Origin of the sequence: Pacificimonas pallii, assembly GCF_019204005.1 — a bacterium.
In the GTDB taxonomy this organism is placed as follows: Bacteria; Pseudomonadota; Alphaproteobacteria; order Sphingomonadales; family Sphingomonadaceae; genus Pacificimonas; species Pacificimonas pallii.
In genome coordinates this window covers 178756-199232 of sequence record NZ_JAGSPA010000001.1, presented here as the reverse complement: position 1 = coordinate 199232, position 20477 = coordinate 178756, and the positions used below count along the sequence as shown (strand labels likewise).

General features: G+C 57.7%; 16 protein-coding genes. 10 read left to right on the top strand and 6 right to left on the bottom strand.

Going from position 1 to position 20477, the window contains the following annotated elements; all coding sequences use genetic code 11:
• Nucleotides 1-5: 5 nt before the first annotated feature.
• Nucleotides 6-788 carry an enoyl-CoA hydratase-related protein gene (locus KCG44_RS00880; protein ID WP_218443622.1) on the bottom strand — a complete coding sequence of 261 codons (783 nt, stop codon included), beginning with the start codon at nucleotides 786-788 and terminating at the stop codon, nucleotides 6-8.
• Nucleotides 789-882: 94 nt separating this feature from the next.
• On the opposite strand from KCG44_RS00880, the gene KCG44_RS00875 reads away from it, so the two are divergent.
• The gene (locus tag KCG44_RS00875; protein ID WP_218443620.1) at nucleotides 883-2964 is read left to right on the top strand and encodes a TonB-dependent receptor; all 2082 of its coding nucleotides are present in this window, start codon (nucleotides 883-885) and stop codon (nucleotides 2962-2964) included.
• 43 nt (nucleotides 2965-3007) lie between these two features.
• Here KCG44_RS00875 and KCG44_RS00870 read toward each other — a convergent pair whose 3' ends face one another.
• On the bottom strand, nucleotides 3008-3622 hold the full coding sequence (locus KCG44_RS00870) for a TetR/AcrR family transcriptional regulator (RefSeq protein WP_218443619.1): 615 nt from the start codon (nucleotides 3620-3622) through the stop codon (nucleotides 3008-3010).
• Nucleotides 3623-3693: 71 nt separating this feature from the next.
• Here KCG44_RS00870 and KCG44_RS00865 point away from each other — a divergent pair, with 71 nt between their 5' ends.
• Genes KCG44_RS00865 through KCG44_RS00840 form a run of 6 tightly spaced genes read left to right on the top strand, consistent with a single transcriptional unit; the run spans nucleotide 3694 to nucleotide 9870 of the window.
• Complete coding sequence (locus tag KCG44_RS00865; protein ID WP_218443617.1) at nucleotides 3694-4578, top strand: alpha/beta fold hydrolase; 885 nt, start codon at nucleotides 3694-3696, stop codon at nucleotides 4576-4578.
• Nucleotides 4575-6074: a class I adenylate-forming enzyme family protein gene (locus tag KCG44_RS00860; protein WP_218443615.1), complete on the top strand. Its 1500-nt coding sequence runs from the start codon at nucleotides 4575-4577 to the stop codon at nucleotides 6072-6074. Before KCG44_RS00865 ends, KCG44_RS00860 begins: the two co-directional genes overlap by 4 nt.
• Nucleotides 6071-6892: an alpha/beta fold hydrolase gene (locus tag KCG44_RS00855; RefSeq protein WP_218443614.1), complete on the top strand. Its 822-nt coding sequence runs from the start codon at nucleotides 6071-6073 to the stop codon at nucleotides 6890-6892. The genes KCG44_RS00860 and KCG44_RS00855 overlap by 4 nt, the downstream gene beginning before the upstream one ends.
• Nucleotides 6889-8271, top strand: coding sequence for an MFS transporter (locus KCG44_RS00850; RefSeq protein WP_218443613.1), 1383 nt, complete (start codon nucleotides 6889-6891; stop codon nucleotides 8269-8271). Before KCG44_RS00855 ends, KCG44_RS00850 begins: the two co-directional genes overlap by 4 nt.
• Complete coding sequence (locus tag KCG44_RS00845) at nucleotides 8268-9008, top strand: SDR family NAD(P)-dependent oxidoreductase (protein WP_218443611.1); 741 nt, start codon at nucleotides 8268-8270, stop codon at nucleotides 9006-9008. The genes KCG44_RS00850 and KCG44_RS00845 overlap by 4 nt, the downstream gene beginning before the upstream one ends.
• Nucleotides 9009-9018: 10 nt before the next feature.
• The gene (locus tag KCG44_RS00840) at nucleotides 9019-9870 is read left to right on the top strand and encodes an enoyl-CoA hydratase (protein WP_218443610.1); all 852 of its coding nucleotides are present in this window, start codon (nucleotides 9019-9021) and stop codon (nucleotides 9868-9870) included.
• Between the two features lie 204 nt (nucleotides 9871-10074).
• Here the strand turns inward: KCG44_RS00840 and KCG44_RS00835 are convergent, their stop codons facing one another.
• On the bottom strand, nucleotides 10075-12099 hold the full coding sequence (locus KCG44_RS00835) for a S9 family peptidase (RefSeq protein ID WP_218443609.1): 2025 nt from the start codon (nucleotides 12097-12099) through the stop codon (nucleotides 10075-10077).
• 369 nt (nucleotides 12100-12468) lie between these two features.
• Between KCG44_RS00835 and KCG44_RS00830 the strand changes: the two genes are divergently transcribed.
• The 3 genes from KCG44_RS00830 to KCG44_RS00820 all read left to right on the top strand — a co-directional run bounded on the left by KCG44_RS00830 (nucleotide 12469) and on the right by KCG44_RS00820 (nucleotide 17441).
• The gene (locus KCG44_RS00830) at nucleotides 12469-13179 is read left to right on the top strand and encodes a TetR/AcrR family transcriptional regulator (protein ID WP_218443607.1); all 711 of its coding nucleotides are present in this window, start codon (nucleotides 12469-12471) and stop codon (nucleotides 13177-13179) included.
• A 185-nt stretch (nucleotides 13180-13364) separates the two neighbouring features.
• Nucleotides 13365-15563 carry a TonB-dependent receptor gene (locus tag KCG44_RS00825; protein ID WP_218443606.1) on the top strand — a complete coding sequence of 733 codons (2199 nt, stop codon included), beginning with the start codon at nucleotides 13365-13367 and terminating at the stop codon, nucleotides 15561-15563.
• A gap of 24 nt (nucleotides 15564-15587) precedes the next feature.
• On the top strand, nucleotides 15588-17441 hold the full coding sequence (locus tag KCG44_RS00820) for a CocE/NonD family hydrolase (RefSeq protein WP_218443605.1): 1854 nt from the start codon (nucleotides 15588-15590) through the stop codon (nucleotides 17439-17441).
• Nucleotides 17442-17567: 126 nt separating this feature from the next.
• Here KCG44_RS00820 and KCG44_RS00815 read toward each other — a convergent pair whose 3' ends face one another.
• Genes KCG44_RS00815 through KCG44_RS00805 form a run of 3 tightly spaced genes read right to left on the bottom strand, consistent with a single transcriptional unit; the run spans nucleotide 17568 to nucleotide 20416 of the window.
• A complete protein-coding gene (locus KCG44_RS00815; RefSeq protein ID WP_218443604.1) occupies nucleotides 17568-18287 on the bottom strand; it encodes an enoyl-CoA hydratase/isomerase family protein in 720 nt (239 codons plus the stop codon).
• A 5-nt stretch (nucleotides 18288-18292) separates the two neighbouring features.
• Entirely contained in the window at nucleotides 18293-19936 is a 1644-nt protein-coding gene (locus KCG44_RS00810) for a class I adenylate-forming enzyme family protein (RefSeq protein WP_218443603.1), read from the bottom strand.
• Nucleotides 19937-20416, bottom strand: a complete 480-nt coding sequence (locus KCG44_RS00805; RefSeq protein ID WP_218443601.1) for a MaoC family dehydratase — start codon at nucleotides 20414-20416, stop codon at nucleotides 19937-19939.
• Nucleotides 20417-20477 lie beyond the last annotated feature (61 nt).

The window sequence follows — 20477 nt, the reverse complement described above, 5'->3', positions numbered from 1 at the left end:
ACCGCTTACCTCCCCGTCCACATCGGTTTTCGCTTCTCGAAAAAGGCCGTCGCGCCCTCAACGGCGTCGTTACTATCGAGCATTGTATCGACAATCCGTGGGTTTTCCCGTGCCAGAGCGGCGCGTTCAGATTGCAACATGACAGCTTTAGACGCGCGCTGGGCAAGAGGGGCAAGCTCGGCCATCTTGCTTGCGAGCCTTATGGCGGCGTCCAGAACAGGTTCGTCGGCCACAATCTCATTTGCCAATCCCCATTCGAGCGCCCTGGCGGACGAAATCAGACGGCCGGTCAAGACCATCTCCATCGCGCGCATGCGTCCGATTGTCAGCGGCAGGCGGACCAACCCGCCGGCCAGAGCAGCTTGTCCGACCGCGGGTTCCGGCAATCCAAATTTGCAGTGCGGCGCCGCAAGAACCAGATCGCAGGCCAGCAGCACCTCCAGCCCACCACCCAACGCAACGCCATTCACGGCTGCGATCAGTGGCTTATCGGAAGCACGCGCGGTCAGTCCGCCAAACCCGCTTTCAGGAAGGATTACGCGTTCGCCCGGCTTTACGCAGGCAAGGTCCATTCCAGCGCAGAAATGCCGTTGTCCTGATCCGGTGATAATCACAGCTGCAACCGTGTCATCACTGTCAAAGGCGTCAAATATGCGGGCCATGCTTTGGCTGGTTTCGATATCCAGGCTGTTTGCGCGACTCGGACGGTCAATCTGGACGACCGCCACAGGCCCCATGCGCGACACGCGAAGGCCTGACTCCACATTTTCCCATTTCAATACAGTCATTTTCGCTCAGCCCTTGCGCCGGAATTACGGATCAGCTACTTAAGTCACCACATAGTGATATAATACACCATAAGGTGATGAATGGGAGAAGGCAATGAAGGCGAGGGGTTTGGCGGGTGCCGCATGGGCGGTCTTGGCACTGACGCAGCACACACAGGCGGCTGCTCAGGATGACGCGCAGGCGCAACCAGTCGGGCAGGAGGTCGACGACAGCGCGATTGTTGTCACGGCAAGGCTGCGTGAGGAATCGCTGCTTGATGTTCCGGAAGCGATCACGGTCTTCAACGAGCAAGCAATCGACGATGCGGAAATCGATGAAGTCGCCGATTTTGCCCAGCTTACTCCCGGCGTAAACGTTCAGCAGGGATTTCAGGGTGGAGACCGCCCGATCATCGTTTTCCGCGGTGTCGGCCAGATCGGCGGAACCGCGCCGTCTGTCGTTGTCCTTTCTGACGGTGTTTATCTTCCCGCTGGCGATCCGCTGCGTAATCAGTTGTTCGATATTGAGCGTATCGAGGTTATCAAGGGGCCACAGGGCGCACTGTACGGCCGCGATACGATCGGCGGTGTGATCAATATCATCACAAAATCTCCGTCGAATGATTTGGAATTTGGCGGTCGCGCGACATATGGCGCTGGCAATGAGTATAGCGTTGGCGGAGCGATCGGCACGCCCATTATCGCTGATGAATTATTCGTCAGGTTCAGTGGCTCCTACCTCAAATCGGATGGATTTTTCGACAATGGCCTGGGAGACGATCAGGATACGCGTGAGGAATATTTCGCGCGAGGGCGATTGCTATGGCGTCCGTCTTCAGCGGTTGATGTTGATCTGAGAGTTTCGGCAAACGGATATGATAATGGCTATAATTCAGGCTTCATAACCGCAGACGCGCGAACATATGTGGATGACATAGGTGGCGCGCTGAACGTCGTCGACTTGGCTGACGGTTTCAACAAGCGCGACGTGATAGATGCGGCCTTGAAGGTCACCGCAGATCTGGATTTCGCGACGCTCACATCGATCTCGCAATATGTGACATCGGATCAAACCCTGCGCCAGGACGCTGATTTTGGCTTTACCCCCGGTTTGCAAATCGCGCGAACAAGCGTCAGCGACTATCGCGCCTTGTCGCAGGAGGTTCGGCTGGCGTCTCCATCTGATCAGGCATTCAGGTGGCTTGCCGGCGCGTTTTACGAAGATAATGAAGTCGAATTTTCGACAGCGGATGTCGAGATTCTGGCCGGCCTTGGAAATCTGGGGGGCTCGTCGAATATCACGAATGGAGAGCGGATCGGCGTGTTCGGCCAGCTCGATATCGATGTGACTGACAGGCTTACACTTGGGGCGGCATTGAGGTTTGATCGCGACGAGCAGGTTCAGAACGTTCTGACACCTGCGATCGCGACCAACAGGCAAACCACCGAGCAGACGTCGCCCAAAATATCCCTCACCTATGAGATCTCCGACGACGTGACGGCTTATGCCAGTTATGGCGAAGGCTTCCGAAGCGGCGGATTCGATGCCGCGAGTGCGCTTCCCTTTGGCGCGGAAACGCTGAAATCATATGAGGTGGGTCTCAAAAGCGCGTTCCTCAATGGCCGGGTTCGCGCGGAAATCGCCGCCTACCATATCGAATACAGCAATCAGCAAGTCTCGGTGCTGATCACCGATCCGAACACTGGCAATCTAATAACCACGACGGACAATCTCGGCAAAAGCGAAAATCGCGGTGTTGAATTAAGTCTGGCCGTTCAGCCAACCAAGGGTTTCGACGTCTTTGCCACGTTCGATTATCTCGACACCAAAATTGTGGATGACCCGAACCCCGCCTTGGTCGGAAACCAGACGCCATTCCGCACCGAGTTGGTCGTGAATGCAGGCGCGCAATATAGATGGCCGCTATCCGATGGGCTCAACCTCGTGTTGCGAAGCGAATATTATCTGCAGGGCGCGCAAACCTGGAACAAGGCCAACACGCTGGTCCAGCCCAGCTACGGACTGCTTTCAGCCCGCGCCGCGCTGGAAGGTGATTTTTGGTCACTGGCAGTCTCTGGCGAGAATATTCTCGATGAGGAATTCAACGATCAGATTTTTGAAGTCGCGCCAGGGCTGAACTTTACCTATCCCGGGCTGCCTGCCCGGTGGCGCCTGACGGCGACGGTCAAATATTAAGTGGGCGAATGAGGGGCGCGCGGCATATCAATCCTGCCGTCCCTCAGCGTTTGCGAAAGCCATACATGACGATATCGATAACCCCTCTTGACGCCTCTTCAGGTGTGACCTTGCCGCCTGGTTTCAGCCATTTGAACATCCAGTCGATCGCGCCGTTCAAAACATGCACCGCGTATTTGGCATCCCAATCCGCGAATTCGCCTGCCTGCCCACTCTCGAACAATGCGGCGAGCCGTTGGTCGTTCTTGCGGCGCCGGAGTTGGATCGAACGGACGGCATCCTCTTCCAGCGTGTCGAGCTCGCCAACCATTCGTTCCATGGGTACGAAATGTTCGTAGACCGATTGAACATAATTGCTCGCATAGACGCGCAGTTTGGCCTCGGCGTCACCAAAGGCCTGCTCGGCCTCGCCAATCGACTTTTCTTGAAGGTCCAGCCAGAGCAAGAATATCTCGAGCAAAAGTTCGCTTTTGCCAGAAACATAATTGTACAACGCTTTCTTCGTGATTCCGAGACGCTTTGCCAGCATGTCGAGTGTCGTGCCGGCGTAGCCGTTTTCGTGAAAAGCGCGCGCGGCTTCCAAGATCAGCGCCGCACGCTTTTTCTCCCGCTGACGCGAGCGGTCGAACAAATGAGCCTGGCTTTTATGGGTTGGCATGGCGTTGCTATATCCTGTCAATCTCTGCGGAACGGGTGTCTAGCAGAATGGGTGACTAAGGTAACCATCAAGTGACTAGTCAACGACGCGCATATGCGAATTCTGCGAAAACCATCATCGACTGCGATGGCTTTGAAATCGGCGTTCGCCGCTGGGGGGAAAAAGCTGCGCCTGCTGTCGTGCTGATGCATGGGCTGGGCGGAAGCAGCCGGAATTTTGATGAGCTCGCCGGCCAGCTCTCCCCTCACTTCTACTGCGTTGCCCCGGATATGATCGGCCGCGGAATGTCAGCATGGTCGGCCGCTCCGGATCGCGACTATTGTTTCGATGTCTACGAACGAATTTCGGTGGCGCTGGTGGACCAGCTGGGACTGAACAGGCTCGCCTGGCTGGGCGTGTCCATGGGCGGCGCGTTGGGAATGCGGTTATCCGCAGGCGCCTTAGCAGACCGCATTACCGCGCTCATCGTCAACGACGTCGGCACGCAATTAAACAGCGATATAGCGGATGCCATCTTTAAGGCGATGTCGGTCGACACGCGGTTCGAAAGTATCGCCGCCCTTGCCGGCCACATGAAAAACGCATTCGGCGCTTTCGGCATGAGGCAGTCCGGCAAACGAACATGGGTCGATATGGCCATCAACAGCGCGCGGCGCAGGGATGACGGCGCATGGTCTTTGCACTTTGATCCGGCAGTGGCGCAGCAGCTTCGCAGTCACCGGGGCGATTTCGACCTTGACGAAGCCTTTGGCGCTTTGCGGGCACCCCTTTTCCTTTTCAGGGGGTCTGAATCGAATGTTCTAGATGAGGAAAACGCTGCGGCCATGATAGCGCGCCACCCGAATGCACAGTTCAATCTGGTCGAAGGGGTTGGACATGCGCCTTTGCTTGATCGCCGTGAAGATGTCGACGCGATCATCCACTTTCTATCCAAGCATTGCGTTTCCCGGCCATGAACTCTGACATCTCACCCATACCGCGCGATTTGCTTGACGCCATTGCATCGCATGCCGAATCCGCGCCATCGCGTGCGGCGATTATCTCGCCAAACGGTGTCTGCGACTGGCAGGCGCTGCGTTGCCGGATTGACCAAATCGCGACCGCCCTGCTCGAACAGGATTTAGCGCCCGGTGACAGGGTCGTCCTGGCGGGCGGTATCAGTGCCGACTTCATCGCCGCGATATTCGGCATCTGCGCCGCTGGGGGAATCGTCACGCCCCTGCCGATGTTCATAACCCGGCGTGACGCGGACGCTCTCTTAAGCGACTGCGATCCGGCGCTGATCTTGGGAGACGATACCGGCAAGGCGCTCCTCGGACCGCAAGCGGGGATGCATGATCTCCCACAATTTGGACAGCATGTGGCGGGAAGCCACTTTCCGCGTCGTCCCCGCCTCTCGTCTGAAAGACCGATAAGCCTCATCTACAGCTCGGGCACTACTGGCCGCCCCAAGGGAATCCTTCACAGCATGGCAGCTAGGGCTGCCTATGGTCTGATCTTCGCGCGGGAATATGGCATCGACGCCGCCAGTGTGACCCTGCTGGCAACCGCGCCTTATTCCAACGGCACATGGATGACGCTGCTGCCGACCATCTATTCCGGCGGCACGCTCGTGATTGATCCCGATCTCAAGGCCGAAGCTATCCCTGATCAGATCGCGCAACATGGAGTCACTCACGCGTTTCTTGTGCCAACACAGCTGGGCATGCTTTTTCCGTGCGACGGCAGCTTGATGCCCGAACGCGATCTGACCATCGTGTCCGCGGGCTCCGTTCTGCCTTCCGATCTCAAGCGGCGGATGCATGAGAACAGCCATGTTCGCCTGTTCGAACTTTACGGAAATACCGAAGGGGTCTGCACGATCCTTCGGCCCGGCCAGATGGACGGCCGAATGGAAAGCGTGGGCACGCCGGTCGAGACGGGCATGGTCGCGATTCTGGACAGCAACCTCAATCCTGTTCCAGCGGGGACGATTGGCGAGGTCGCCGGTTCGAACATTCTGATTTCAGACGGATATTTTCGGCAGCCGCAGCTTAACGGCGAACTATTCTGGCAATCGTCCGATGGCTCCAAATATGTCCGCTCCGGCGATCTGGGTGAGATCGACGAACAGGGCTTCCTGCATCTGCGGGGACGGATCAAGGACATGATCGTTTCCGGCGGTGCCAACGTCTACCCGCAAGATATCGAAGCGGAGATCCGCAACCATCCTGACATTGTCGATGCGGCCGTGATCGCCCGCCCTGATCACAAATGGGGCGAGGTGCCGTACGCCTTCTTTCAGCTTAAACAGGGCAGTACCGCGTCCGCTGACGATATCATCGCGTGGTCCAATGCCCGTCTGGGCAAATATCAGCGTTTGCAAGGTGGTGAGCTTTGCGCCGAATTTCCGCGCAATGCACTCGGCAAGATCATGAAACCCTTGCTGACGCCAGGTGGGGATTTGGCATGATCTCTCCCGATGATGCTCTGCTCGCGGAAACCACTGACGGCGTCCGGATCCACTCCCAGACCTGGGCAGGGGGCGATAACGGACATTTCCTTTTCGTGCCCGGTCTCGGCGCTGACAGTTCGCAATTTGCCGCCGACGCGCAGCATTTTGCTGACCTGGGCTATAGCAGCACCATCATATCCATGCGCGGGCATGGCCTCTCGACGGCGCCCACCCCTTTGACGCGGAAGACATTGACCGTCGAAAAAATGGCGCAGGATCTTGGACATCTGATCGACTGCTGCGCGGACAAGAGCGTGCATGTCGTGGGCAATTCGCTTGGCGGCCTCGTTGCGCTTCATGCCGCGCATGACCGACCTGACAAAATTGTTTCCCTGGCAATTTTTGGAACCACTCTTCACCTGAATTTCCCGCCCGGAATCGCTTTCGCGCAATATGTGATCGGCAGGACGATGGGGGTCGAGCGGCTTGCCGGGATCGTGGCGAAAAACGCGACCCGGCAGGACCGCGCCAGAGACGTGCTCCTGCGGATGTACCGCGCCGTGGATCTGGGGGTGACGTACCGCATCCAGCAGAACATCAGAAAATATGACTATCGTGAGATCGCGGCCGATCTTGCGGTTCCCGTCATGTTGCTGCGCGGCGAGCATGACAAGGACATCAATCGCAATCTGGCTTCGACTTTGGCGCTGTGGGCAAACAATGACCAGTTCGAAGTGAAGGAGCTGGCGGACGCGGGCCATTTCGCAAATCTCGATCAGCCAGACGCCTTTCGCAAGGCGCTTGCAGAATTTGTCCGAAGGGTGCCGACAGGTTGACCCCGTCACCCACGACTTTCGACCGCGAAAACGGGCGGCATTTATGGCGCTTGGCCGGATATAGCGCGACCGCCATCCCGCTGGCGGTGATGCTCGTTCCTGCGACAGCCTTGGTGCCGATCTATTACAGCGACGTACATGGCTTGGCGCTGGCCACGATTGGAACCATCCTCCTGCTTTCGCGCATCTTCGATGTGGCAACCGACCCCGCGGTTGGTTTGATGTCGGATCGCACGACGTCCAAATTCGGGCGTCGACGCATCTGGATGGCGGCGGGCGTGCCGGTCCTGCTCATTGGTGTTTGGCTGCTTTTCGTTCCACCGGTAGAGGTGACCGGGGCATATCTGCTTGTCGCCAGCCTGATCACTTATCTCGGGTGGACGCTCATCCAGATACCCTATTGGTCCTGGGGGGCGGAAATCGCCCCTCAGTATCACGACCGGTCCACGCTCAGCGGTTTTCGCGAGACGGCCATGATTGCGGGTATCGCGGTCGCCTCGCTGGCCCCCCTTGTGGCCAGCAGTTTCGGTCATGGAATCGACCGGACAACGATGATGGCAATGGCCATCATCATCACGGTCCTGCTGCCTGTGACGGTTTTGATCTCAGCGAAGAGCTTTCGCGAAATTCCCGTATCGAATGACATGAAATCAGGGTGGAGCGACCTGATATTCGTGCTGACGCGCAACCCTCATTTCGCGCGTCTTGTGGTTGCGTTTTGCGCGATTGAACTGGGAAAAGGGGCGGGGCTGGCCGTCACAGCCTATCTCGTCACATATTATTTCGGCCAGCCCGAGTTGATCGGCCTGGTATTGTTGCTTCCCTACATTTTGATCATCGTTTCCGTACCTTTCTGGCTTGCGATCAGCAGGCGCTGCGGCAAGGCGCGAACGATCGCGCTATCGCTTGGCTGCGCTGCGGCGATCTTGGCGATCGGGGTTCCTCTGCTTTCACGCGAGGACGGATATGTTTTTCTGGCGCTTGAATGTCTTGTCGGACTTGCGGCCGGTGGGTTTGCAATATTGCCGACGGCGCTGGTGGCAGACACTGCAGACTATTTTGCCGATGCGGAGGGCCGCGAACCGCTCGTGGCGACACATTTTTCCGCCTGGAGTCTTTCGCGAAAGTTCATGCAGGCCATCGCAATCGGCATTGCCTTGCCGCTGCTTGCCTTTGCGGGGTTCGATCCATCCATTGATCCCAACGCGAATGTCGCTGCCACGAAGTGGATGTTCATCCTCCTGTCGGTGCCATTTTACGTGGCCGGCATCTGGCTCATGTGGGGATATAAATTTTCAGCGGCAGATCACCGCGATGTGCGGGCGCGGCTGCAGGTCAGGGATGCCGAAAATCAGTCATCGAACGGGATTGTATCATGATAGTTTCTGGCGCCACTGTGATCGTCACAGGGGGGGCATCCGGCCTCGGCCTTGCCGCAGCAAGGCGCTTCGCCGAACTCGGAGCGAATGTTGCGATATTCGACATTGTCAAAGGGCCGGGCGAATTCAGATCGTACACGCTTGATGTTTGTGACGAAGATGCAGTCACAGCAGCTTTGGATGATCTTTCCAATATATTCAGCGGACCCTCGATATTGCTGAATGCCGCGGGAAAAGCCGCAGATTTCAAACGTACCTACGGTAAGAATGGGCCTTTCTCGCTCGATATTTTCCGCAAGATCATCGAGGTCAATCTGATTGGCACTTTCAATTGCGCGCGCCTCGCCGCCGAACGGATGGCGAAGAACATGCCGCAAGCCCGCGCCGAGCGCGGCGTGATCATCAATGTCTCTTCAATCAACGCATTCGATTCCCCCCGTGGAACGGTTGCATATTCCGCGGCAAAGGCCGGCGTCGTAGGCATGACGCTCGCCATGGCACGCGATCTGGCCAGCGCAGGCATTCGCGTATGCACGATTGCGCCGGGCAGTTTTGACACGCCGATGCTCGTTTCCGCATTCAATGGCGACCCGTCTCCGCTTCTCGAAAATATACCCTTTCCAAATGACAGTCTCGGAAGCGGCGCCGAATTTGCCAATCTGGCCGTCGCCATCTGCGAAAACGCCATGCTGAATGGCGAGACGATCCGAATCGACGGGGCGGCTCGGCTTAGCTGAAGGAAATTCCATGCGTGAAGACGATGTTCTATATGCCCTACCTGCACCGCATATTGCCCTGATCACGCTCAAGCGGGTTGAAGTCCGTAATGCGCAGGATACGCAGATGCTCTATGCGGTCCACGATGCGTTCAAGCGTGCGGCGGGCGATGACAATATCAAGGTCATCATCCTGGCCGCGAACGGCGCTCATTTTTCTGCCGGGAATGATCTGCGCGAAGTCGACGAAATACAAAATCTCGCTGCGCATGACACGATCGGAATGTGGAGCGACTTTGCGGCGCCGGGTCAGGAAGGCATGATGGCGCGCGAACGCGAGGTCTATTTCGGTATCGCCGAGGCGATCAGAAGTGTCCCAAAGCCCACAATCGCAGCGGTGCAGGGCCGATGCATATCCGGAGGGCTCATGCTCGTTTGGCCATGCGACATCATCGTGGCTGCGGACGATGCAAGCTTCATCGACAATACGTTGGTCTTGGGTATTCCCGGGGTGGAATGGTTCGCACATCCGTTCGAATTGGGGCCGCGCAAGGCGAAGGAAATGCTCTTCGGCGCGGAAGCTGTGTCGGCCCAGGATGCGGCGCAACTCGGCATGGTGAACCACGTTGTCCCGGCAAAGGAACTGCGCGAATTCGCGATCGCATTGGCAACACGCTTTGCGAAACAGTCCTCATTCGCACTTAAACTCGCCAAGGAGGCGGTGAACAGTTTTCAGGACAGTCAAGGGCGCGAGGCGGCCATGAAATCGGCCTTCCTTGCGCATCAACTCGGACATTCGCATTCGAAGGAAGTTTTCGGGCTGCCGATTGATCCCAGAAATCTCGACGCCAAGCTTTTGAAAGGCACGAAATACGAACGATGACACGCGTCATCGCGGCTCGATGATGACAGGCCCGGGATCTCGATCCGGGCGCACTGGCAGCTAATTTCGCCCCGCAAAGCGAGGTGTCCGTGCTGCGTTGGCCATCTTTCATCGCTGATCCGCGGCGGCACGCTTCCGACGATCATAACAACATGTGCCGACATCCGAAACGCCGCCGACCACCGATGCTTCAGACCATATCCTTTAGTCGGTCTGTTCGCCAAGACTCAGACGTGTCGGCGGCAATGGGCCATCGGCATTGCCAGCCGGCAGATATGTATCAAACCATCGAAGCATCCGGAGATTATAGTCCAGGCGGGCGGCCGCTCGAGACAAACCGTGCCCTTCGCCAGGATATAAGACCATCCGAAGGGGAAGATCTGGTCGGCGGATCTTGAGTGCGCGATAAAGCTCGTAGCTCTGGGATGGCGCGATCCGCGTATCGAGTTCTCCATGTACGATCAATAACGGCGTATTCGATTTTTCGGTATGATAGATCGGGCTTGCGACCAGCAAATCCTGCCAATTATCCCAAGGCCAAGCGCGAGAGTGCAGATTGTGCATCTCCCACGGAGTATCCACGGTACCAAACTTACTGACCTGATTGGATATACCAGCGAACATCACCGCTGCAGAAAATTCTTTCGTAAGCGCTGTGGCGGCCCACCCCGCCGCATATCCTCCATATGATCCGCCGACGATCCCGGTTCGCGAAGGGTCCGTCATTCCCGCTGCGGCCAGGGCATGTTTCGCGTCCACCAGATCATTGAACTCCGGATCGGTGTAATTGCCTTGGTGCTGCTTGGAAAAAGCGGTGCCATATGCCGTCGATCCCCGATAATTGGGCATGAACACTGTATAGCCCCGGCCTGCGGCGACCTGGCCAGGATCAGAGTAGCTTGTGGTCCATCCGTTCGAAAAATGCAGTTCGGGGCCGCCGTGAATCTTCATGATCGTTGGCGCGCCGCCCGAAGGTGCCCCGCCGACCGGCTCGATCAGCACGCCTTCTATTTCCTGACCGTCCCTTGCCATATACCGGAAAGTTCTTTGCTCACCCAAATCGATCTCGGCCAGCCACGGATTGTGATCGGTCCAGCGTTCAAACGTGCCGCTTCGATACGCGAATAACTCAACGGGATGGCTGGGCGCGTCGGCAAGCACGATAATCCTGTCGCCCGTCGTTTCCAGTCCGCGGAGCACCAAAGGACCCGGATCGACTTCCTCGACGATCCGTCCGTCTTGATCATAGAAGCGAAGGCGGCTGCCCGCGCCAACATGCACGGCCACTGCCAATCGACCGTCTGCCAGCCATGCGGCATCAACTGCCGCTTCCGGCGCACCAGCGTTCAGCGATTGCATGCGGCCGTCTGCCAGGTTCACAAGCATCAAGGTGGTTGCCGCAGGGTCATGTTTATCAGTCGCCGCGATGAGCGACATAAGCTGCCCATCGGGCGAAATTTCCGCATCTCCCAGCTTGCCCTGTGTGGCGACGACCTTCAAAATTTTGCCACTCGACTGATCGAGAATATGAAACCGCCTGGACGTATAATGATCGTCCACAAGCGGCGTTGGCGCGCTTCCAACGACAATGGTCCGACCGTTCGGTGCCATCGCGAATTCGGAAACGTGGCCCGGCACCGGTAATTCGCGGGGGACCGTATCGACTTGCGCTGAAATCTTCGCCGCGAACAGACGATTGAACCGGGGTTCCTCCTCGTAAATAATAGCGTTGAATCCCAATTCGACGTCCCGAATACGCTTTGGGTCGGCTTCTGCCTCGGCGAGAAAATAGACATGCTCCCCGTTGCTCGACCATTGATAAGCCAGGATTGCGGCATCAGGGAGCGCCGCAAGTTTTCGGAATGGCCCGCCCTCCACAGGGACAGCCCATATCGCTGTCTTCTCTCCCTTAATGGCATGGAGAAACGAGATTGAGGTGCCGTCCGGCGAAAATTGCACGTGCGAAACGTTTATGCCTTTCGGCAGCCAATTGCGCGATATGTTCGGTCCCCATCCTAGGCTCAATTGCTTGATCACGGAGCCATTGTCTTCGCCGGCCAGCACATCCGGGCAGGAGGCCGTGGTGAAAGCGATGCGGGTACCGTCCGGTGCGATCGCGGCACCGTCCACGTGCCGCAACTTAGCGACATCCTGCGCCGTCATTGGTCGCGCATAGGCGGCGGAGGAAAACAGCAGGGTGATAAAGAGCGCGGCGCGTAAAAACATCATTCGGCGAAAGGCCCGACTGGTTGAGATTTTTTCCTTGCAATCCTACGCCCAAGCACAGCGGAGAAATGAGCGATATCGATAATCTATATGCAAATTCGCTGAATCCCCACTTCAAACGCTGGATTCATCCGCAATGATGAGCCAAATGGCATGTCCGAAATCCAAAATTCCGTACGAATAGGCCGACCAGAGCGAGGGAATGTCCGTAGCTTCTGATCGAAGCCTCTCGGGCGACATGGTGCGCGCATGCGTCGCGCAGGCGGACGCCTTGCGGGTCCGAAGCCTTCAGAACGCTTTTTTGTTGATGGGCAGCAATCTGTGTATTGCGCAGCGGAAGGGTTAGTCTCAACTGGAAGGGCTGTGGTCCCGATGAAAAGTTACTCTGTCGCGCTGGCCGAACGGCTGGAATATGCCCCACCCAAACGGAAGGGGGACCGCACGCGCGAACGATTGAAACTCGCGGCGGCGCGCGTGCTGGAACAGGTCGGCTACCATGCCATGCGGGTGACCGATATTACCGCTGGTGCCGACGCGTCCGAAGGAACATTCTACATTTATTACAAGGATAAGGACGAGGTCACGCGTGCCGTGCTTCACGAGTTTCTGTCCAGTATACAGGAAAACGACCAGCGTCCCATGAAGGGCGATTGCCCCCTGTTCTTGCCCATCATGGACGCGAATCTGCAATGGATTCGCACCGTTCGCGCCAATGCCGGCCTGATGCGCAGCGTCTTCCAGATGATGGATAATGATGCCGAATTCGGGCGGATCGTCCATCAGTATAACCGTCAGTGGTATGAGAAGATTGCGCAAAGTGTTGTCCGCAACCACGATGGACAGGCGACCGAGGCGGCTGCCTATTTTGCCGCATGCGCGCTCGGCGCCATGATGGACGAGTTGATGCGCCGGATCGTCATCTATCCTGACGAACGGTTTGTACAATTTCTCGCCGCGCAGACGCCGGATGACGAATCTCTTGCCCAAGCGCTCAGCCTGATATGGCTGCGTGTCCTTTACCCGGACTCTGCGCCCCCTGCCGACCTGTCACGCATGGCACGGCTTCTTGGTGCCTTGGGCTGAACCGCGTCCCATCGCCAGGCCGGTAGGTGTATCTGGTGCCTTCCCCTTCTCGCTGCCTCCCTGCGCACGCTTGGCCATACAAACCCCGATGCTGATTTCGATCGCCGTTTCGTGCGAGTTGACAAGCCAATTAACTCTCCTAAATTAGAATATGAGCTCATGTTCATTTTTGGGGAGGTATTGCGATGCGCTCGAAGTCCATCTTGGCCCTCAGTGCCTGTACGACTTTTTTTTCCGCTGATGTTGCCGCTGCGCAGGAAAGTTCGCTCGCCGCGGAACTGGAAAGCGACGGCATCCCTCTTATCGTGGTGACAGCGCGAAAAAAAATAGAAACGCTGCAGGAAGCGCCCATTTCGATCACCGCTTTTACTGGCGACAAGCTTCTCCGAGAGGGCATCACCGATTTCAACGAGGTTGCGGTGCGCACGCCGGGGCTGGCTTATGGGAATTTTGGCGACGAGAAGCTATCGCCCACATCGCTGCGCGGGGTCATTGGCGATGCCGGATCGGCGGGCGCTGATCCGGCAGTTGGATTTTACCTTGATGAGGTCTTCCTCGGCCAAGGCGTCGGCGCATCGGTAGATTTCTTTGATCTTGAACGGGTTGAGGTTCTCCGCGGCCCGCAAGGCACGCTGTTCGGACGCAATACGATTGGCGGCGTTATCAGCTACACTACTGCCCGGCCGACACCGGATTTCGAGGCTATTGGACAGCTCGAATATGGCAATTTCAACCAGTTGCGCGCGGGGCTTGCCTTGAGTGGTCCGATCGTGCCCGACCTGCTTTCAGCGCGGATTTCAGCGGTCACGGATCGGCGCGATGGTATTTCTCACAATCTTCTGCGCGGCGATGATGTGAACTCGAAACAGGCATGGTCAGTCCGTGGGCAATTATTGTTCGATTTCGGGCCCGATACGCAATGGCGTCTCTCCGCCGATTACCGCAAGGTCGACCAGGACTCGCTGGTTTTCGAAACTCTCGAATATAATCCCTCGACAACCTTCGCAGCGGTCGCAGACCTCTTTGGCGTCGAGCGTAACGCGGACCCCTATGACAGGGATGTCTATGCCGACATTCTTACAGAAGAAGAGGCCGAAGTGTGGGGCATCACCTCGAATTTGAGCACCTCGATCGGCGCAATCAATCTCGACAACGTTACCGCCTACCGCACGCATGATTATGAAAATCGGTCCGATATTGATCGGTCCGCCCTGCGCTGGCTTTACGATGGTGACCCCGAGGATGTCTGGCGCTTCTCTACGGAAACCCGAATCTCGGGCAATGCCGGTCCTGTCGAATGGGTCGCGGGAGTCTATTATTTCGAGCAGAAGAGTAAGAACTTAAGCTTTCTTGAAGTGGGCGCCGATTTGGCCGCCGTTCAGGGCGTGCCGGAATTGGAGGGCATTCGGGCAGGCTCCAGGGCGGAAATGAAGACCACCAGCTATGCCGGGTTCGCAAGTCTGACCTGGGAGCTGTCCGATCTGATCGATATCACTCTTGGCGGGCGTTATACCGAAGAGAAGAAAAGGATCGATTACGCGCAGGCCGACCCGATCGCACTGCTCGGTGGTGATTTTGCCGTTCAGGCCAATGACAAATGGAACCAGTTCACACCGAACGCCAATATCCGCTTCCGCTTCTCGCCCGACGTGACCGCGTATCTAACGGTCAGTAAAGGCTTTAAGAGCGGCGGCTTCAATGATGCGCTGGGCGATGCGGACGGCATTTCCTTCGCTCCGGAAACCCTGTGGAATTACGAAGGCGGCGTGAAGGCCACCTTGCTCGGGGGGCTTGTTCAGGCCGAGACTGCCATATTCTACATGGACTGGACCGACATCCAGCTTTCCGCCGATGATCCCAATACGCCGGTTTTCGACCCGCTTATCATCAATGCGGGTGCCGCGCACAGTTACGGCGTTGAGGTTGATATTCGCACCAGACCGACAGACAGGCTGACATTGGGCGTAAATGGGTCCGTTCTTGAAGCGCAATATGACGAAGGCACCCTGCCTGACGGGACGGAACTGAATCATATTCCGTTCGCACCGGAATACACCCTCAATCTCAATGGCGAATATCGAATACCCGTGAGCGCGATGGCGGACCTGTTCGTTTCCGGGGACTACCTGCTGCGCGGACCGAGCTTCCTCACCAACGATACCCTGCCGGAAGGCCGTGTGGGATCCTACGCGCTCGTCAATTTGCGGGCCGGCGCCGAGCTTGACGGGGGCAGGTGGCGCATAACCGGCTGGGTTCGCAACCTGACGGACAAGCAGGTCACGCAGCGGCTTTTCGATCTGTTCGATCAGGATGTCGTGGGCCAGCGTTTCATCGCACTGAACGAGCCCCGCACCTTCGGGGTGACTGTCGATCTCAGATTCTGAGTGATCCAAGGAAGGAAATTGACTGTGAAATTTAACCGGTTCTTCTCTCAGGCAGCGTCGATCGGGATCGCAGCTGGGTTGATTGGTGCCTGCGCACATACCCAGGAACCCGTCGAAGCCGTTGCATCCGACAGCGCGGAAGAGCAGCCTGCCGCCGCGAGACAGCCCGCCGACAAGGCCTATTATCTGCCGATGCGCGACGGTGTCCGCCTGGCGATCAACCTCTATTACCCCAATGGCAGGGAACCCAGCGTTCCCAGCCCCGTCATTCTGGTGCAAACCCGCTACGGGCGGGCGGATGCGGGCCCGCACTACCGGCCTTTTACCGAGCTGGGTTTTGTCGTGGCGGTGGTGGATACGCGCGGTTCGACATCATCGTTCGGCAAACGCCGTGTCGATATCGGCCCAGCTGAGATCGAGGATATGGACGAGCTGATTGCGCATCTCGCCACGCAATCATGGTCAAGCGGCGAAGTTGTCGCGCAAGGCACATCCTATCTTGCCGACACTGCTGATATCGCAACCAGTCGGCATGCGCCTGCGCTGAAAGGGGCGATTATCCGCGAGGTGGATTTCGACGTGTATCGCAACCTCTTCTTCCCGGGCGGCGTGGTCAATGAATGGTTCCTGACCAATTGGGGAATGGCGACCAAGGCGATGGACGAGGGGCGTGCACCAGATCCCAGCATTCCGCTCGATTGCAGGGAACGGGTGAGCGATTGCGCGATGCTTTGGCCCATGCTCGACCCCGTGGATGGCGACGAGGAGTACACTCTCCTTCGGCAGGCTCTTGCTGGTCGCGATAGATGGGGACCGGAGGATTACGCGGAGGCCGAGTTCATCGACGACGCTGGCAAGAACGGCTATGTCCTTTTCGATGCGTCGCCATCGGCTCAGTTGGATGGCATCCGTAGGGAAGCGAAGCCAGCTCAGGTCTGGGGCAGCTGGATGGACGGCGGAACGGCCGAGGCCGCGCTTGCTCGTTACCGGTCCGCGCCGGAGGTTCCGATGGAAATCTGGCTCACCGGCAACGATCACCTGAATCTGGTGGGGACCGATCCCTTTCGGCCTGAGGCGAAAACGCCCAGTCCTTCGATTGAGGAACAGTTTGGCGCGATGGTGTCATTCTATCAAAACGTGCTGACGGGTATGCCAGTGGAAAGGCGTATTCATTATTATGTGCTGGGGGCGAACGAGTATCGCGAAACGCCCATTTGGCCGCCCGCAGGAATTGAGGACACTCCGTTCTATTTGGGCGCACAGAACACGCTCATTGCCACCCCTGCCAACACCGGTGTCGATCATTACGATGTCGATTTCAGCCACACGACGGGGCAACAGACGCGGTGGTCGGCGCAGTTCGGCGTCCCGGCGGGCTATGGCGATCGTGCCGCCGAAGATGCGAAGCTGATTGTGTTCGACACGGCGCCGATGGCTGAAGACATGGAACTGGCTGGCACACCGGTAATCGATCTGCATATGGCTGCGCAATCTGACGATCCTGCCATCTTCGTATATCTTGAGGATGTGGCACCCGACGGCCGGGTTACCTATATCACCGAAGGCGTCTTGCGTGCGGTCAATCGCAAACCCGCCGATCCCGCCAGCCAACCCTACGATCTCGGACCGGCGGGCCACAGCTTCAAGCGAGCTGACGCGCTTCCGGTAATGCCCGGCAAACCGATGCGCGTACAATTCTCACTCAATCCGGTCGCCGCAAAGATTAAGGAAGGCCACCGGGTGAGGATCGCGATCGCTGGCGGTGATGCCGGATTCTTCCGCCGTTATTCCAATAACGGCCCCGACCGGTTCACGATCTTTCGCGGCGGCCAGAAGGCCAGCTCCATCACGATCCCGCTCCGAAAGTGGAAGGGCTGAGCAGCCGGCGACAGTCATGATGCGAATGTGGAGGCGGCCTTTTCAAAGGTCGCCCCATTTTCGTGAAGCGGCGTCTCGTCAGGATGACGGAACCATATCCTTTTTGGCGGACGCCGCGCCTGGGGATTAAACCCTGCGCACTGCGGCATGGATCAGTGCAGAGGCTTCGCGCGAAAGCGCGGCGTCAATGGATGGACGGATGATCCCTGCCTTGACGTCCTTATATTGTTGCAGCGTGACCTCCGGCAGACTCAGCAGACGCTTGGCGGCATCCTCCGCTCTGTCTTCCAGCTCTCCATCGGGAACGACGGCCGGGGCGAGGCCAAGGGATACGATCCTGTCGGCGGCGAGCGTCTCCCCGCCTGTCAATATCCGCCAGGCATGTTGATGGCCGACAGATTGTGCCAGCAGCCAGCTTACGCCGCCGCTGGGGCACAGGCCGTGCTTGGCTTCCGGGAAGCAAAGCCGTGCCGTTTCGCTCCAGATCGTTTCGTCCGCATTGAGCGCCCAGGAAGCGCCCCCACCGATTGCCCAGCCCCGGACGGCGCAGATTACCGGCTTGCGGCCCAGCATGATGCGGCGCGTCACATTCTGCAGGCGCCCGACAAATTCCTCCGCCCCCGCCCGCGTGGGCGGATGTGCCGCTAGTTCGCACAGATCGTCGCCAGCGCAGAAACTGCTGCCCGCGCCTCGCAATAGAATGACACGAGTGGAGCTATCGTCATTCGCGCGCGCCAAGGCTGCTTCGAGCTGCTCAAGAAGTGCTGCATTTATGGCGTTAAGAACTTTTGGACGATGAAGCGTAATCGTTGCGATGGATTGGTCAAAGTCGCAATTGACCTCCATGACAGCTATTCCCCGTTTTCGGGAGCGTAAAGTTCCTCCGCTCGCTGCCTGAGAGACACTTTGTCCACCTTACCAATCGGCAAAAGCGGCATTGAATCCACGATAACGATCTTCTTCGGGTTCTTGTAATTTGCAAGCTTGCTGCGGCAATGCCGCTTGAGATCCGCCTCGCTGGCAGGACACGTCAGGAGAACAAACGCTACGCCGACTTCCTGCCATAGCGGATCTGTAACACTCACAACGGCGGCAAGGTCGACCGCGGGATGCGCTTCTAGCGCATTCTCAACCTCGCGCGGGTAGACATTATATCCGCCCGATTTGTACATTTCCTTCGCCCGCCCGACGATTGAATAGGTTCCGTCCGGATTCTCCTTGCCAAGATCCCCGGTTGCAAGCCAACCGTCATCCAAAACGACCTCCGCAGTCGCGTCGGGCCGATTCCAGTATCCCACCATGGTAAATGGCGAGAGAGCCTGTAACTCCCCGGTATCTCCCATCGCCACCGGCTGTCCGTCACCGCCAGCTATGCGCATCTCGACCCCTTTGAAAGGCCAACCAACTGTCCGCTCGAGAACCGAGATATCGCGTGTTGGGGGGGTGACCGTCATTGCGCCGCAGGATTCGGTCATACCGTAATTGCTGGCCAGCGGTCTGCCATATTCAAGCAGACGATCAATGATTTCTCGCGGCATGGCTGCTCCTTCCCACAGGATCAGTTGGACTGCGGACAGATCGAAAGTGTCGATATCTTCCAGAGCCAGCTGCAACTGAAAGACACTGGGGACAGAGCCCCACAATGTTATGCGTTCCTCCACCATCAGTTCCATGGAACGGCGCGGCTCGAAATGCTCCATGAACACCAGTGTGCCACCTGCAACGAGCGTTGGACAGGAGATGTCGACGACACAGCCGATGTGGTTCACCGGGAAATAGTTCAACGCCCGGAGGGGCGAAATGGGCCAGATACGATTCTGACCCAGGCTGAATTCGGCGATACCCGCATGATGGAGAAGCGCACCCTTGGGCTTTCCGGTCGATCCGGAAGTATACACGATCATGCACGGGTCGCGCCCGCCGCATCGCTCGCGTGCGGCGATCAGAGTATCTTGCGCTATCAACGCCCCTGTGGCGATGAACTGAGAATAGCTGAGCGCCGAAGGCAGTTGCTCATCTCTTTCCGTATCGAGCAGAACGATCGCGCGGATTGAGGCATGGCCGGATACCAGCTGCGCGATTTCTCCGCCATAGTTCCGACCGTCAATCGCTGTTCGTGCCAGCAGTACGACCGGCTCGCTATCAGACGCGACATATTCCAGTTCGTCGATCTGATATCGGGGATTCATGCCCACCCAGATGCCGCCGATCGATGCGGTTGCGAGAAAGCAAATAAAGTAATCGGGGCTTGGCGTGCACAATGTGGCAACCCTGTCGCCCTTCGTCACCCCGCTCGCAAGGAGCGCGCGGGCCAGTTCGTCGACTTGCCGATGGAAAGTCGCATAATCGATTCGACGGTCGCCCAGAACCAGAGCTTCCGCCTCTGGCGTCTCGCGCGCGAACCAGGAAACGTAGTCGCTGATCCGCGACAGGGAAGGGGGCAAGGCCTGAGCATTCCTCAGTTCACGCGTTCCATCTTCGGCGATACCCGTCATTCATATCGTCTCCGGCTTGACCCATACTGCCAGCCACTCCGCCACCAGCGCCGGACGGTCTTTTCCCTCGATCTCGATCTCGCTCTGAAATGTCACGATGATTCGTCCCCGCTCATTCTCGCGCAGATCTATGGTCGAGAACTTCCCTCGAACCTGTGCACCGGTCGGCACCGGCGAGACCAGACGCAGCCTGTTGAAACCGTAATTCATGAAATGACCGGTACCTGCCGCTTCTCTGCTCAGCTTGGTGTCCATTGCCGAATGCAGCAAATGGGTGAGCAGGGACACGGTCAGAAAGCCAAAAGCGATCGTGCCGCCATAGGGGGCGTTCTCACGTGCCCATTCAGGATCGATATGCATGGGATCGGGATCGCGCGTCGCGTCTCCGAATTGATCGATCATAGGCTGATCCACGGTAAGCCAGGCCGATGTCCCAACCTTGGTCCCCGGCGCAAAGCCCGCAAATTTTTCGAGATCCAATTTTTGCTCCGCACTCTTGACTGCATCGAAAGTTGACAGAAAATGAAAGTGACCTCATTCT

Excerpts from the sequence above, each read along its gene's own strand:
- KCG44_RS00880 (WP_218443622.1), bottom strand. The coding sequence starts at position 788 with ATGACTGTATTGAAATGGGAAAATGTGGAGTCAGGCCTTCGCGTGTCG.
- KCG44_RS00875 (WP_218443620.1), top strand. The coding sequence starts at position 883 with ATGAAGGCGAGGGGTTTGGCGGGTGCCGCATGGGCGGTCTTGGCACTG.
- KCG44_RS00870 (WP_218443619.1), bottom strand. The coding sequence starts at position 3,622 with ATGCCAACCCATAAAAGCCAGGCTCATTTGTTCGACCGCTCGCGTCAG.
- KCG44_RS00860 (WP_218443615.1), top strand. The coding sequence starts at position 4,575 with ATGAACTCTGACATCTCACCCATACCGCGCGATTTGCTTGACGCCATT.
- KCG44_RS00855 (WP_218443614.1), top strand. The coding sequence starts at position 6,071 with ATGATCTCTCCCGATGATGCTCTGCTCGCGGAAACCACTGACGGCGTC.
- KCG44_RS00845 (WP_218443611.1), top strand. The coding sequence starts at position 8,268 with ATGATAGTTTCTGGCGCCACTGTGATCGTCACAGGGGGGGCATCCGGC.
- KCG44_RS00840 (WP_218443610.1), top strand. The coding sequence starts at position 9,019 with ATGCGTGAAGACGATGTTCTATATGCCCTACCTGCACCGCATATTGCC.
- KCG44_RS00835 (WP_218443609.1), bottom strand. The coding sequence starts at position 12,099 with ATGATGTTTTTACGCGCCGCGCTCTTTATCACCCTGCTGTTTTCCTCC.
- KCG44_RS00830 (WP_218443607.1), top strand. The coding sequence starts at position 12,469 with ATGAAAAGTTACTCTGTCGCGCTGGCCGAACGGCTGGAATATGCCCCA.
- KCG44_RS00825 (WP_218443606.1), top strand. The coding sequence starts at position 13,365 with ATGCGCTCGAAGTCCATCTTGGCCCTCAGTGCCTGTACGACTTTTTTT.
- KCG44_RS00815 (WP_218443604.1), bottom strand. The coding sequence starts at position 18,287 with ATGGAGGTCAATTGCGACTTTGACCAATCCATCGCAACGATTACGCTT.
- KCG44_RS00810 (WP_218443603.1), bottom strand. The coding sequence starts at position 19,936 with ATGACGGGTATCGCCGAAGATGGAACGCGTGAACTGAGGAATGCTCAG.